Raw genomic sequence first — 12970 nt, forward strand, 5'->3', positions numbered from 1 at the left:
CGGATGCAAGTTGGACGTCATACATGGCGATTTCAGAGTGAGCCAGCGATTATCGGCACGGCGACGGTTGTAGGGCCTGATGAGGGACAAGGGCCGCTGGCGGCAGATTTTGATTATATACATGATACGCTTGATATGGAGGAAAAAAGCTGGGAGAAAGCCGAGCGCAAGCTATTGGAGCAGGCGACACAGCTTGCTATTGTGAATTCCAATATTACGCAGGAAGAGTTGAATTTTTTGTCGGCGGAGATTTGTTGAATCAAATTATAAGCAACTCATTTGCTGCACGTTCGTTAGGTGTCCCTTACATTGGTGTGTTCGGTGCGTGCTCAACTTCGATGGAATCACTTGCAGTCGCGTCCTTACTCGTAGATTCGGGCAATGCGAACAAAGTAATGGCGGCTACCTGCAGTCATAACTGTACAGCAGAGAAGCAATTTCGATATCCGACAGAGTATGGATCCCAGAAGCCTCCAACAGCGCAGTATACGGTGACGGGTGCTGGTGCGGCTGTAGTGGCCAAGCCCGAAAAGGGGTATTCCTCCATGCCAAGAGTAACGGCGGCCACAATTGGCAAGATTGTAGATCTTGGAATAAAGGATCCGTTCAATATGGGAGCAGCTATGGCACCAGCCGCTGTGGATACGATACAGACACATTTAATTGATTTGGATCGTAAGCCACAGGACTATGACCTTATTTTAACAGGCGACCTGGCTTCTATAGGTCTCTCGATCGCAAACGACCTGTTCCAAAAGAATGGGCTGCATATGGAGCGAACTAACTTCAGCGATTGCGGGCTTATGGTATATGACTTGAACAAGCAGGCCGTACAAGCAGGAGGAAGTGGATGCGGATGTTCGGCAGTCGTTACATATGGCCATATTATGAAGCAATTGCGCGCACGGAAGCTGAAGAGAGTGCTTGTTGCAGCTACTGGAGCGCTGCTCTCTCCGCTTTCCTATCAGCAAGGAGAGACGATTCCTTGTATTGCGCATGCGGTTACGCTTGAAATGAAGGGATGAAGCAAAATGATTTATGTGTGGGCTTTTATCATAGGTGGGTTAATCTGTGTCATTGGTCAGCTGATGTTCGATGTCGCTAAGCTGACCCCGGCGCACACGATGACCATCCTTGTTGTGGCGGGGGCCATTATTGATGGGCTCGGCTGGTATGAGCCGCTCATCAATTTCGCAGGAGCGGGCGTGACAGTTCCGATTACGAGCTTTGGCAACTCACTGGTTCACGGAGCTCTAACGGAAATTAAGTCTTCTGGATGGGTAGCTCCTGTCAGCGGCATGTTCAAGACAACGAGTGCAGGGATATCTGCTGCTATTGTGTTCTCCTTTTTAGCTGCGCTGGTCATTCGACCTAAGGGGTAGCGTCTGCACGATAACGCAACACTCTATAAGCAAAAAACATGAAAGCTCTGATTCCATCTCGGATGGTCACAGGGCTTTTTTGTGTGCATTTTGTCTAATCATTCGTTCGCGAATGGCGTAATATCTGGCAAGATCCACAATGCGATGACATGTACGTTCTTCCTAGGATGGTGTAAAATGAAAAAATGTACGTAACGTTATAAAACGTTATCATGTGGAGTTTTTCTATTTTACGACAACAGAATGGTACCCAATAGGAGGTCGTTGCCATGTCATCCCACCAATCGTTGCATTCCATTATGCGGAAGATGCAAGCGACATTGGAACGATGTATTTTAGGAAAGTCTCGCGAGATTGAACTGCTGCTAACGGCGATGTTGGCTGGGGGGCATGTACTTATAGAAGATGTTCCTGGTACGGGAAAGACACAGCTTGTAAAATCGCTAGCTCGTACGATGAATGGAATTTTTCGCCGTGTTCAGTGTAATCCGGATTTGCTCCCTACCGATATTACAGGCGTATTCGTATTCCATCCCAAGGATCAACAATTCGTATACCGTCCAGGCCCGATTATGGCCAACGTATTGCTCGTAGATGAAATAAACCGCGCCACCACGAAGACACAATCAGCTCTGCTTGAAGCAATGGAGGAGCATCATATTACGGTAGATGGGGAAACCTTTCCACTGCCATCTCCTTTTGTCATGTTCGCAACACAGAACCCGATCGAATTCGAGGGGACATATGTACTCCCGGAAGCTCAGCTCGATCGCTTTATGTTCAAGCTCAAGCTCGGTTATCCGGATGAGCAGACGGAACGTACGATGCTGATTCGCCACGCAGAAGGCCTGCCTTCGGAAAGAGCGGAGCAGGTTACGGACATTGACTCCATCAAATTGATGCAGGAGGAGGTGCGCAGCATATATATCGATGATGCAGTTGCGGCCTATATGATTGATATTATTCGTGCGACTCGTGAACAAGCGCATGTCCTGCTCGGAGCGAGTCCGCGCGCATCTGTTGCATTAATGCAGGCGGCTAAGGCGAGAGCTTGGATTCACGAACGGAATTTCGTAACTCCTGATGATGTAAAGGAACTGCTGCCTTTCGTATTAACACACCGGATCGTATTGCGAATGGAAGCCAAGATGGATGGCATTACGGCAGAGCAAATTATACATGGCGTTACAGAACGCGTTAGAGTACCCGTTCGATTGGGGACGTAATTATGTTGAACAAATCGCAACGCATCTGGAAGTCTAAAGGATCTCGGCTGCGAACTATAGCTGCTGTAGCACTTATGTACATATCGTGCTTATTCTACTTTTTATTTCAGGGTGGCAAAACATCTGTCATGCTGTTCGCTATGGCAACTGTTTTACTGTTCTATTGGATTGTTGTGTTATTCGGCGGGATTCGCAAGGTACAGGGGCAAAGAGCGATAGGAGATGGTTCGGGGGTTTTCTTTCCCGCCCAATCGCAGTTGTTCATTACACTACGGGTAACCGTGCCTGGCTTCATGCCGATCCCCTACATCGTTGTCCACGATAATCTTCATCGCTTCGGCATCAGCTACAGTACAATAGAATCTGCGGTCGCATTAGGAGCAGGACGTTCGGCAGCGATCACCTACCGAACCCCAGCCTTGGCAAGAGGCTATTATGAATTTGTTCCGACATCGTGCGTCTCCCGAGATTTGTTCGGCTTATTTGAGCAAAATGGGGTGTTGAACGCTCCTTCAACCTTCTATGTTACGCCATCTGTCGTTGCTATCCCGAGATGGACACTGGCTGAACGTCAGGCGGGTCAAGGGTCTCATGCGACCTCCTCAGTTCGGCGGCATAGAGAGTCCTCGCAGCAGAATGGTGTGCGTGAATATGTATACGGGGACAAACTATCTCGCATTCATTGGAATGCAACAGCGAAGACAGGAACACTGAAGACGAGGCAATTCGATCCGGAGTCGCCATCGCCAATTGTGCTTGTGTTGGATTGCCGCGCTTCTTCTTATGAAGGCAATAAGAGTGGGGCAGAACAACGCTTTGAGGTTGCCGTGTCAGCGATGGCCTCCCTTGTACAATATGGGGCGCAGTGTCAACGTCCAACTTATGTGGCCGCAATCGGAGTACGTCTCGTCTGGTGGTCGGCCGAGCAGGCACAGCCGGGCGTTGCTTCATTCCAAAAATGGATGTCGACTGTTCAGTTGGAATCAGCATCAACAGAAGACAACGAAAAGCTGCTCGTAGCACTTACCGAACAAGCTTCACTGCTTCATGGATCGACCCTCGCCTTTATCAGTGGTCATACAACCTCAAATGTGCTGCTGTATACAAGGACATTGTCGAAGTTCGGATGTTCGGGAAGCTTTATTCATGTAAAGGGTCATGTATCTGTCGAAAAAAGCATTGAACACAACGAAAGCCGCCAATCGCTGGTACATTTGCTCGCAACCCAGCGTTTACACTACATTCCCTTGATCCATACGGAGGAACTGCCGAAGCTTCTAGGAGGTGGGGCAGTATGAAGACAGAACTTTCTTCTACCTCTCGTACCTCCACGGTGCAGAAGGCCGAAGATCGAATACAATTGTGGCTGTTTTCTTATTGGACGGAACGAGTAATATGGACCTGCATGATTGTAATGGGCTGGCAGTGGCTTGTTATGCTTGAGCCATATTGGTATGACGAAACGTTAGCAATGTCACGCGTGTTCATGATTGTTTTATGGGGAGCGGTCATGTTGTTTCCAGCTCGTTTCCTGGGCAGACTGATAATCGCTTTTCCTGCTTTGTGCTATATCGTATATCGGTACCTCATTCAGTTCGATCTGTGGACAGATGGGGGCGGCAAGTGGGATCGTTTGACTCAGTTCCATCCTTATATTTGGTTTCTGCTGGGGCTGTGGCTGTGCTGTGAGACCCTTATTATGCTTCTGCAAGGCAAGGCGCGCGTTATTATTTGGCTGCTCGTTCAAATCATTTTATTTGGCCTTCTTGACTCGTTTACTGACGAATATTTATGGATGCAGGTAGCATGGATCGTAGGCTCGTCTCTCATATGGCTGATTTGCATTCATTATAAAAATATGAAAGTACAGTATCCGAACATATGGCGCGGGTCAATACGATATCCACTTCAGATGGGCTTGCTAGCGGTGTTTGTGATTTCATTGATTATTTCCGTTGGAGTCAGTGTACCGGAAGTAGAGCCGATGTTGACCGATCCCTACACTGCTTGGAACAACCGTTATGGCGATGGAAATAATCCGATGTCGGATCTCATGTCAAGAGTAGCGGGGAGTGAAAGCGGTACGGGCTCTCGTCTCAGCACATCAGGTTACAGCCATTCCGATTTAGAGCTGGGCAATGGCTTTGACATGGATTATTTGCCGGTTATGAGCGTAAATACGGAAATGCGCGGCTACTGGCGGGGAGAAACAAAGGAAGAGTATACCGGACAGGGCTGGCTGAAGGTGCCGAATCGGAATTTCATTTTTCAACCCGGAGAGCATCTCTCAATAGAGGACAAGCCTGCTGCTCATGTACCAACCCGTAAGGTGAAGCAAACCATTACGATGCAAAATAAGGATTCGTATCCGGTGTTGTTCGGCATAGGGGCAATCGAATCCGTAGCAGAAATGAACTCTGCTGATGACGCCGTATTGCGCTGGAATGAGGAAGACGGTGTTGTTGGGTATGAGGATGCGAATAAGGGACACTATCCGACAAGCTATGCACTGACGTCACGAGTACCGATGTTTTCTGACGACGATTTGCGCAGGGCATCGCGGCAATTGTTTGGCACTGTACAAGAAGAAAGATTTCAAAAGTACTTACAGATCCCAGAAACGCTTCCACAGCGTGTAAAGGATTTGGCGCGGACTTTAACGGAGGGTCAGACAAATTACTTTGACAAGGTGAAAAAGATAGAGGACTATTTGCGCAAGCAGTACTTGTATACGAATGCACCGAATTTATCGCTGCGCAAGAGTGAGGACTTTGTTGACGCCTTCCTGTTCGAAATCAGGGAAGGATATTGCGATCACTTTTCCACCTCGATGGCGGTTCTCCTTCGATCGGTTGGCATACCTACACGCTGGGTAAAGGGATATGCACCAGGAACGCGGCAGATCGAGAATGTGTCCAACCATGAGCTGATGGAACAATCGGATGACAACGGAGCCGGCACTTACAAGGTGACGAATGCAGAGGCTCATTCCTGGGTGGAAGTGTACATGGGTGAATACGGCTGGATTCCATTCGAGCCAACACCGGGCTTCAGTTATCCGCGCTATCAACAGCAGGAAGAGAAGATGCCTGAGCCAGAGAAGAAGGAAGAAGAGAAGCCGGAAGAGACGCCAAAGGAGAAGAAGCCAGATATGAAGAAGGAGGAGCATGATGCTCCACTTCCGGTATGGCTTGTTCAGGGGGCAAAGTGGGTCGTTATCGTCATGGCGGCGGTAGTTTTACTACTATTATTGTGGAAATGGAGAACGATAGGCTTCTCCCTTCGATTCTTCGGGCTGCTTAAGCGCAATCTCTCGTATAAGGAACAGATCATTTTGCATACGGATCTGTGGCTCAGTTATTGCAGATGGAAGGGAATGCGCAAGGCGCCGCACGAGACGGTGCGCGAAGCTGCACGAAGATGGTCGGAACAGCAAGAGGAGAGAAGACCCTCAGCTGCTATAATCGTCAATAAGTTCGAACAGGCGAAGTATGGCGGACAACCTGTAAGCGAGTCAGATGTCCAACAGCTGAAAGACGCAATCCGCGCATATAAACGTTCCGGCTAACTAGGAAGTTCGTTCAAATGTTCAGATTATGCCAGTATATGTGACAAATGAAAGTCGTTCCGCATAGGAACGGCTTTTTTTTGCACGAAAAACAAAGAATATGGTATAGTTTTTCGTATGAAAACGAGGTGACCGCTTTGTTGGAAAGGCTTATTCCCCGTCTTCGGGTTCGTACTGTGTACGACATTAACCTTGCAGAGCTACAGAATCAAGGTTACAAGGGGATTATTACAGACTTGGATAATACGCTTGTCGGCGCGAAGGAACCTTTGGCAACGCCTGAATTATCGGCTTGGCTCGAACAGGCCCAGCAAATGGGTTTTCAAGTGGTGATCGTGTCAAATAACGATCATCCGCGAGTTTCCCGTTTTGCAACACCGCTCAATATTCCGTTTGTGAATTCAGCACGGAAGCCTTCGCAACGGGCCTTTCATCAAGCATTGAAGCTGATGGGGCTGACACCTGAGCAAGCGGTGGTGGTAGGAGATCAAATGTTGACCGATGTGCTCGGAGGCAACCGCATCGGTATGTTTACGATATTAGTTGATCCGATCGCGATTCAAGATGAAGGTTGGATGACGCGCATTAATCGGCGAGTCGAACGCATCGTAACGAAACGATTACGAAAAAAGGACTGTGGCACGAGGAGGAACGACATTGACAGAAGAACAAATGGCACGGAAGTGCAGCGGCTGCGGTGCGGAACTGCAAATTGAGAATCCGGAAGCATCCGGCTACGTGCCGGCAAAAGCGTTGGAACGGACGCCTGTAATTTGCCAGCGCTGCTTTCGAATAAAAAATTACAATGAAGCAATATCCGTCGCATTCGATCAAGATGAATTTCTTCGCTTGTTAGGCCGTATCGGTGAAGAAGACGCACTTGTTATTCATATCGTCGATCTATTCGACTTTGACGGCAGTATTATTTCCGGTTTGCAGCGATTTGTCGGGAATAACCCAGTATTGCTCGTCGTGAATAAGATCGATTTGCTGCCGAAGGTAACGAATTGGAACCGCATGATCAATTGGGTGCAGCGCCAAGCGAAGGAGCACGGCATTCGGATCGTGGACATTGCACTTGTGAGCGCAAAGCGCAATCTTGGCTTCGATCGTCTGATCGAACAGGTTGCTGATTGGCGCGGCGATCGCGATGTTTATGTCGTTGGGGCTACAAATGTAGGGAAGTCAACGTTAATTAATCGCTTGATTCGGGACTATAGTGATTTGGACGGGGAGCTTACCACTTCGCGCTATCCGGGTACAACCCTGGATATGATTCATATTCCACTCGATGACGGCAAGCATATTATTGATACGCCGGGGATTGTTTATAAGAGCCGTTTAACAGAGCTGGCTAGCCGTGAGGACTTGTCTGCTCTGCTGCCGGACAAATCTTTGAAGCCGGCCGTATATCAATTGAATGAAGGGCAAACGCTGTTCTTTGGCGCTTTTGCTCGTTTTGACTTTGTAGAAGGGGAACGTCAATCCTTTACATGCTATTTGTCCAATGATCTTCCGATCCATCGGACGAAGCTTGAACGTGCGGACGAGCTCTACCGCGATCATCGTGGTGAATTGCTCGCTCCACCGACGCGTGAACGAATTGACGAGCTTCCAGCATGGACGAAGCACCAGTTCCGCATTGGACGCGGAGGAGCGACAGATGTATTCATTTCCGGCTTAGGCTGGATTAAGTGCAATGGTACAACCGGCGCATTGGTGGAAGTTCATGCGCCTAAGGGAGTCAAGGTGCTTGCTCGCCACTCCTTAATTTAGCAATTTGGGAGAAGAGAACGTCAACAGGTAGGGGGATGGGCTTGATGGCAGCTAAGGGTGCAGCATACTCGAACAATATCGTACGGAACTTGGATACAAGCTCCAAGGTTTATGCGGTAATCGGTGATCCGATTGCGCATTCCAAATCTCCGCTTATGCATAATGCAGCCTTGCAGGAGATGGAAGTGAACGGGGTATATACTGCTTTTCATGTAAAGCCGGAGCAGTTAGAGCATGCAGTGGCTGGCATCCGTGCGCTTGGACTCGGAGGTGTCAACGTTACGATTCCGCATAAGGAGCAGGTAATGGCATATTTGGACGAGATTGATGAAAGCACCCGAGTCATTGGGGCAGTCAATACGATAGTTCACTGTGAAGGCAAGCTATATGGGTATAACACGGATGGTTTAGGATATGTGCGTTCCTTGCAGGAAGAGATGCAAGCAGATATTCCATCCTCCCGGATTGTAATCATAGGGGCGGGTGGCGCAGCTCGTGGTATCGCGTATGCGCTTCTCGCAGAAGGCTGTAAAGAGCTTACCATCGCCAATCGTACAGTAGAACGCGCGCATGCGCTTGCGGAGGACTTGTCTGGATTCGGCAAGGTAAGGTCGGTTATGCTAAACGATACACCAGCTATTCCACCGCAAGACGTCGATATTGTGATTCAAACGACCTCGGTCGGCATGCACCCGCATATCGATGAGATGCCTGTAGCCAAGGAATGGCTTCAATCTCATATGCTTGTCAGTGACATCATCTATAATCCACTGGAAACAGCGCTGCTGCAAGCTGCCAAGGCACAAGGATGCCGCATTCACAATGGCCTTGGTATGTTCGTGCATCAAGGGGCCATTGCATTTGAGCTGTGGACAGGGATGAAGGCTCCGACAGAATTGATGCGGCAGAAGGTTCTGGAGACGCTGAATTGTAAGCAGTGAAGTGGAAATCGTGATATAGTAGTAATTTCAGATCAATGGTGTGAGTCTTGCCATCAGTGGGCAGACGATACGCAATCACATAATTTATGAATAGATAAGGCAGGTTAAACTTATATGCTAACGGGTAAACAAAAACGCTATCTCCGCTCTCTTGCACATCATTTACAGCCTATTTTCCAAGTAGGCAAGGGCGGTATGAATGATCAGCTTGTTCGTCACGTGGAAGATGCAATTGAGAAGCGTGAATTAATGAAGGTTTCTGTATTGAACAACTGCTTGGAGGATCCGCGTGAAATCGGAGAAGAGCTCGCATCACGTTCTGGCTCTGAGCTTGTTCAAGTCATTGGCAAAACAATCGTATTGTACAAGGAATCGACTGATCACAAACAGATTGAACTGCCATAACGATCACTGGAGGTTACCGACATGAAGTTCGTAGGGATCATGGGCGGCACTTTCGACCCGATTCATCTCGGACATCTAGTGGCGGCGGAATGTGCCCGAGAAACGGCTTCTTTGGACGAGGTATGGTTTATGCCGGCACATGTCCCTCCGCATAAATCGCATCGTCCGTCAGCTTCTGCGGAGCAGCGGCTGGAAATGGCGAAGCTGGCGGTACAAGGGAATCCGCACTTTCGAGTCTGTGATTGGGAAATTAGACATGGAGGCGTATCCTACACGCTGGACACCGTCAAAGGGCTGCGCGAGGAGTATCCGGATACCGAGTGGGCATGGATTATCGGTGGTGATATGGTTGCCTATTTGCCTCAATGGCATCACATTGACGAGTTGATGGAACAAATTCGGTTCATTGGACTGCACCGACCGGGGTCGAATTGGGATACTTCTAAGATTCCTGCTTCGTGGGCTTCCCGCCTCATCGAAAGCCAGATGCCGCAGATGGATATCTCATCGACTGATATTCGTCAGCGTATCGCCGAAGGAAGATCGATTGCGTACATTGTACCGGATCAGGTTCAACAGTATATAGCGAGGTGGGGTCTATATGAATCGGACACGCGAACAACTGATTGAGGCAGTTCAAATGCAAATGCCCGCTGCACGTTGGCAGCACACGCAAGGGGTAATGACGACAGCTGTTCAATTAGCGAAAAAGTACGGTGCAGACCCGGACAAGGCTGATCTTGCAGCGATTCTGCATGATGTTGCAAAATATTGGCAGACTGATCGGATGGAGCGCATGATCCGTGAACATCATATGCCGTCTGAATTGCTGGAGCATGACAAGCAATTATGGCATGCGCCCGTAGGCGCGTATGTGGCGGAGCATGAATACGGGATTGAGGATGTAGAAATACTGGATGCAATCAGATACCATACTTCTGGTCGCGAGAAGATGACACTTCTGGATAAGGTTGTATGTCTGGCCGACTATATCGAGCCAGGCCGGGATTTCCCGGGAGTAGAGCATATCCGTGTACTGGCTGAGCAGAATCTGAATGCGGCGCTTATCGCTGGCTTTGATTCCACGATATCGTTCCTCATTGAGCGCCGGCGGCGAATTTTCCCGCTTACGATCAGTGCCCGCAACGGTCTACTTGCAGAGCTGGAAGCAGAATTGGAACAGCAAGCGGATTAAGGATTTTGTAGCACTTATGAATACAAGGTTCAAACCTAATGTGGAGGTAATTGAATGGCAATCAACACAAAACAATTGCTCGATATCGCCGTAAACGCGGCAGAAGATAAAAAAGCGATGGATCTTATTGCGCTAGATTTGCAAGGTATTTCTCTTATTGCAGATTATTTTGTAATCTGCCACGGGAACTCGGACACTCAGGTTCAAGCGATTACGAACGAAATTCGCAAGCGTGTGCATGAAGCGGGCGGACAAGTACGCGGTACGGAAGGTTTTGATTCTGCACGTTGGGTGCTCATCGATCTGGGCGACGTCATCGTTCATGTGTTCCACCGCGAAGAACGTGAATACTACAACATTGAAAAACTGTGGTCTGACGCGAAAGTAGTGGAGTTTGCATGATTTGGGAAGCAGGTACAATTCAACGTTTAGAAGTTGCACGTGAAGTTTCTCCGTACGGATATTTTCTGACGAACGGAGAGCAGGATGTGCTTCTGCATTATACAGAGCTTACGGACAAAGTAAAGCCAGGCGATCACGTGGAAGTGTTCTTGTACTATGACACGGAAGATCGTATCGCTGCGACAATGAAGCGTCCTCTTTTGACATTAGGGGAAGTTGCGAAGCTTAAGGTTGCTGATATTCATAAAAAGTATGGCTGCTTCCTAGAGATGGGCATTGGGCGTCAGTTGCTGCTCCCGAAGGGCGAGCTTCCTGAGTTCGAACCGCTTCATCCTCAGGTTGGGGACGAGGTGTACGTGCGCATGGAACAGGATCGGTACGGCCGTCTTATTGCACTTCCAGCCCGTGAAGATGATTTGGTTCCTTCTATGTTCGAAGCGCCGGAGTCATGGAACAATACATGGCGCGACGCGGTAGTATACCGTCCGCTCAAGATGGGAACCTTCGTTGTTGTGGACGGTGCGCCAGTTGGAGAAGGCGTGATCGGATTTCTGCATGAATCCCTGCGTCCGCGTCTGCTTCGTTTAGGAGAAGCAGTCCGTGTTCGTATTACGCATGTTCGTGAGGATGGTCGAGTCAATGTTACGATGGCGGAGCGCAAGGAAGTGGGCATGGATCAAGATGCGGAACGCTTGTTCACCTTCTTGAAGGAGCGTCCGAATGGTACAATGCCTTATTCTGATGAAACGCCGGCTGATATTGTGAAGCAGCGCTTCGGGATTAGCAAATCTGCATTCAAGCGTGCCATTGGACGTTTGATGAAGGCAGGAATCATTCGTCAGAAGGGGAACTGGACGGAACTGACGGAAGCCGCTTCTGCGATGGATAAGGAGCAGCTTCACAAGGCTCTCGAGGCAGCACAAGCCGAGGCACGGGAGGCGCATAAGATGCGCTCTCGCGGCAGCGACAATGCACGATAGGCTGTTCGCCATCAGCCAATGTGGATGATGGGAGATTAGAGCAGCTCCAGCAGGGGAAGTGAAAATGGATGATTTCTTATGGACGTATAGCTGAGGTCTATGATCGATTAATGGGAGATATGCCGTACGAGCAATGGGTATCCTTTGCCAATCAAGCTTGGGAGCGCTTCGGGAGCGGAGAGGTGCGTTCAATCGTTGACCTTGGCTGCGGAACAGGGAATACGGCTATACCGTTAGCCAAGTTAGGTTATGATGTTATCGGCATCGACATTTCTGATTCTATGCTGTCTATTGCAAATAACAAGTTGTTGGAGACGGGGCCGATTTTAGGAAGTGTTCGTTGGGCTCATCAGGATATGTGCGCGTGGACAATGCCTGATGAGGCAGATGCGGTCGTTTCTTTTTGCGATAGTTTGAACTATGTGACTGAAGAGGAAGACGTGAAGCGTGCCTTTCAAGCTACGTTCAATAATTTGAAATCTGGCGGCTTGTTCTTGTTCGATGTACTGCATGCTCGTCAGTTTGAGGAGTATGCCGAGACGCAGCCGTTTGCATATGATGATGAAGATGTTTCATACCTCTGGTTCTCGGATTATGACGAAGAACGTCAAGAGATTGAGCATCAATTAACTTTATTCGTTCGCCAGCAGGGCGGAGAACTGTATGAACGGATTGACGAGATACATGTAGAGCGAGCTTACGATCCGAGTTGGCTGGAAGTTATGCTGAAGGAAGTCGGCTTTGACCGTGTCGAGCAATTTGCGGATTTTGCATGGCAGTCTCCAGACGAAGAGTCACGGCGAATATTTATGATCGCTGTGAAGCCTTAAATAAATAATGGTTGTACATAATCCTGATGCGATGTTACATCATTATGTCTGTTTATGTCTGTCGTAGCATGTGAAATCTGGTGATACGTTTTCATTATAAGGCGAACAAACAAGAAAGTTTTGGAGTTGCTTGGCGATCATTGACAATAAGTAAATTTTTCATTATGATATAGCTACTTGCACCTATTTGGTGCACAATAATCACATTGAAGCTGAATAGGTAGAATGGAAAGACTTCGAAGAGGAATAGTACCTTACGATCCAT

Annotated in this window: 12 protein-coding genes, 2 pseudogenes and 1 other annotated feature (1 of these 15 running past the window's edge); all 14 genes and pseudogenes read left to right on the forward strand. The window is 48.6% G+C overall.

From position 1 onward, the window contains the following. Positions 1 to 3 precede the first annotated feature (3 nt). The 14 genes and pseudogenes from spoVAD to PAV_RS15610 all read left to right on the forward strand — a co-directional run bounded on the left by spoVAD (position 4) and on the right by PAV_RS15610 (position 12705). Positions 4 to 1025, forward strand: a pseudogene (gene spoVAD / locus PAV_RS15545) (stage V sporulation protein AD). Positions 1026 to 1031: 6 nt separating this feature from the next. Continuing rightward, positions 1032 to 1382, forward strand: coding sequence for a stage V sporulation protein AE (gene spoVAE, locus PAV_RS15550; protein ID WP_005547813.1), 351 nt, complete (start codon positions 1032 to 1034; stop codon positions 1380 to 1382). A 269-nt stretch (positions 1383 to 1651) separates the two neighbouring features. Continuing rightward, positions 1652 to 2608: an AAA family ATPase gene (locus PAV_RS15555; RefSeq protein WP_005547814.1), complete on the forward strand. Its 957-nt coding sequence runs from the start codon at positions 1652 to 1654 to the stop codon at positions 2606 to 2608. A gap of 2 nt (positions 2609 to 2610) precedes the next feature. Beyond that, the gene (locus tag PAV_RS15560; protein WP_005547815.1) at positions 2611 to 3906 is read left to right on the forward strand and encodes a DUF58 domain-containing protein; all 1296 of its coding nucleotides are present in this window, start codon (positions 2611 to 2613) and stop codon (positions 3904 to 3906) included. Next, positions 3903 to 6176 (forward strand): transglutaminase TgpA family protein, encoded by a 2274-nt coding sequence (locus tag PAV_RS15565; protein WP_005547818.1) that lies wholly within the window; start codon positions 3903 to 3905, stop codon positions 6174 to 6176. The genes PAV_RS15560 and PAV_RS15565 overlap by 4 nt, the downstream gene beginning before the upstream one ends. 137 nt (positions 6177 to 6313) lie before the next feature. After that, positions 6314 to 6837: pseudogene (locus PAV_RS15570) on the forward strand (YqeG family HAD IIIA-type phosphatase). Between the two features lie 11 nt (positions 6838 to 6848). Next, positions 6849 to 7952: a ribosome biogenesis GTPase YqeH gene (gene yqeH, locus PAV_RS15575; RefSeq protein ID WP_040736072.1), complete on the forward strand. Its 1104-nt coding sequence runs from the start codon at positions 6849 to 6851 to the stop codon at positions 7950 to 7952. A gap of 44 nt (positions 7953 to 7996) precedes the next feature. Then, a complete protein-coding gene (gene aroE, locus PAV_RS15580; RefSeq protein ID WP_005547824.1) occupies positions 7997 to 8893 on the forward strand; it encodes a shikimate dehydrogenase in 897 nt (298 codons plus the stop codon). 114 nt (positions 8894 to 9007) lie between these two features. Continuing rightward, complete coding sequence (gene yhbY / locus PAV_RS15585; protein ID WP_005547826.1) at positions 9008 to 9298, forward strand: ribosome assembly RNA-binding protein YhbY; 291 nt, start codon at positions 9008 to 9010, stop codon at positions 9296 to 9298. A 21-nt stretch (positions 9299 to 9319) separates the two neighbouring features. Continuing rightward, positions 9320 to 9928, forward strand: coding sequence for a nicotinate-nucleotide adenylyltransferase (locus PAV_RS15590; protein ID WP_005547828.1), 609 nt, complete (start codon positions 9320 to 9322; stop codon positions 9926 to 9928). Next, positions 9900 to 10493 carry a bis(5'-nucleosyl)-tetraphosphatase (symmetrical) YqeK gene (gene yqeK / locus PAV_RS15595; protein WP_005547830.1) on the forward strand — a complete coding sequence of 198 codons (594 nt, stop codon included), beginning with the start codon at positions 9900 to 9902 and terminating at the stop codon, positions 10491 to 10493. The genes PAV_RS15590 and yqeK overlap by 29 nt, the downstream gene beginning before the upstream one ends. A 54-nt stretch (positions 10494 to 10547) precedes the next feature. After that, entirely contained in the window at positions 10548 to 10895 is a 348-nt protein-coding gene (rsfS, locus tag PAV_RS15600) for a ribosome silencing factor (protein ID WP_005547833.1), read from the forward strand. Then, positions 10892 to 11875 (forward strand): CvfB family protein, encoded by a 984-nt coding sequence (locus PAV_RS15605; RefSeq protein WP_005547834.1) that lies wholly within the window; start codon positions 10892 to 10894, stop codon positions 11873 to 11875. Before rsfS ends, PAV_RS15605 begins: the two co-directional genes overlap by 4 nt. Before the next feature lie 68 nt (positions 11876 to 11943). Next, positions 11944 to 12705 carry a class I SAM-dependent DNA methyltransferase gene (locus PAV_RS15610; RefSeq protein ID WP_005547836.1) on the forward strand — a complete coding sequence of 254 codons (762 nt, stop codon included), beginning with the start codon at positions 11944 to 11946 and terminating at the stop codon, positions 12703 to 12705. 227 nt (positions 12706 to 12932) lie between these two features. After that, positions 12933 to 12970: a binding site (T-box leader), on the forward strand (it continues 192 nt past the right edge of the window).

The sequence above is a fragment of the Paenibacillus alvei DSM 29 genome (genome assembly GCF_000293805.1).
In the GTDB taxonomy this organism is placed as follows: domain Bacteria; phylum Bacillota; class Bacilli; order Paenibacillales; family Paenibacillaceae; genus Paenibacillus_B; species Paenibacillus_B alvei.

Coding starts and splice junctions, on each gene's coding strand:
- spoVAE (WP_005547813.1), top strand. CDS start 1,032: ATGATTTATGTGTGGGCTTTTATCATAGGTGGGTTAATCTGTGTCATT.
- PAV_RS15555 (WP_005547814.1), top strand. CDS start 1,652: ATGTCATCCCACCAATCGTTGCATTCCATTATGCGGAAGATGCAAGCG.
- PAV_RS15560 (WP_005547815.1), top strand. CDS start 2,611: ATGTTGAACAAATCGCAACGCATCTGGAAGTCTAAAGGATCTCGGCTG.
- PAV_RS15565 (WP_005547818.1), top strand. CDS start 3,903: ATGAAGACAGAACTTTCTTCTACCTCTCGTACCTCCACGGTGCAGAAG.
- yqeH (WP_040736072.1), top strand. CDS start 6,849: ATGGCACGGAAGTGCAGCGGCTGCGGTGCGGAACTGCAAATTGAGAAT.
- aroE (WP_005547824.1), top strand. CDS start 7,997: ATGGCAGCTAAGGGTGCAGCATACTCGAACAATATCGTACGGAACTTG.
- yhbY (WP_005547826.1), top strand. CDS start 9,008: ATGCTAACGGGTAAACAAAAACGCTATCTCCGCTCTCTTGCACATCAT.
- PAV_RS15590 (WP_005547828.1), top strand. CDS start 9,320: ATGAAGTTCGTAGGGATCATGGGCGGCACTTTCGACCCGATTCATCTC.
- yqeK (WP_005547830.1), top strand. CDS start 9,900: ATGAATCGGACACGCGAACAACTGATTGAGGCAGTTCAAATGCAAATG.
- rsfS (WP_005547833.1), top strand. CDS start 10,548: ATGGCAATCAACACAAAACAATTGCTCGATATCGCCGTAAACGCGGCA.
- PAV_RS15605 (WP_005547834.1), top strand. CDS start 10,892: ATGATTTGGGAAGCAGGTACAATTCAACGTTTAGAAGTTGCACGTGAA.
- PAV_RS15610 (WP_005547836.1), top strand. CDS start 11,944: ATGATTTCTTATGGACGTATAGCTGAGGTCTATGATCGATTAATGGGA.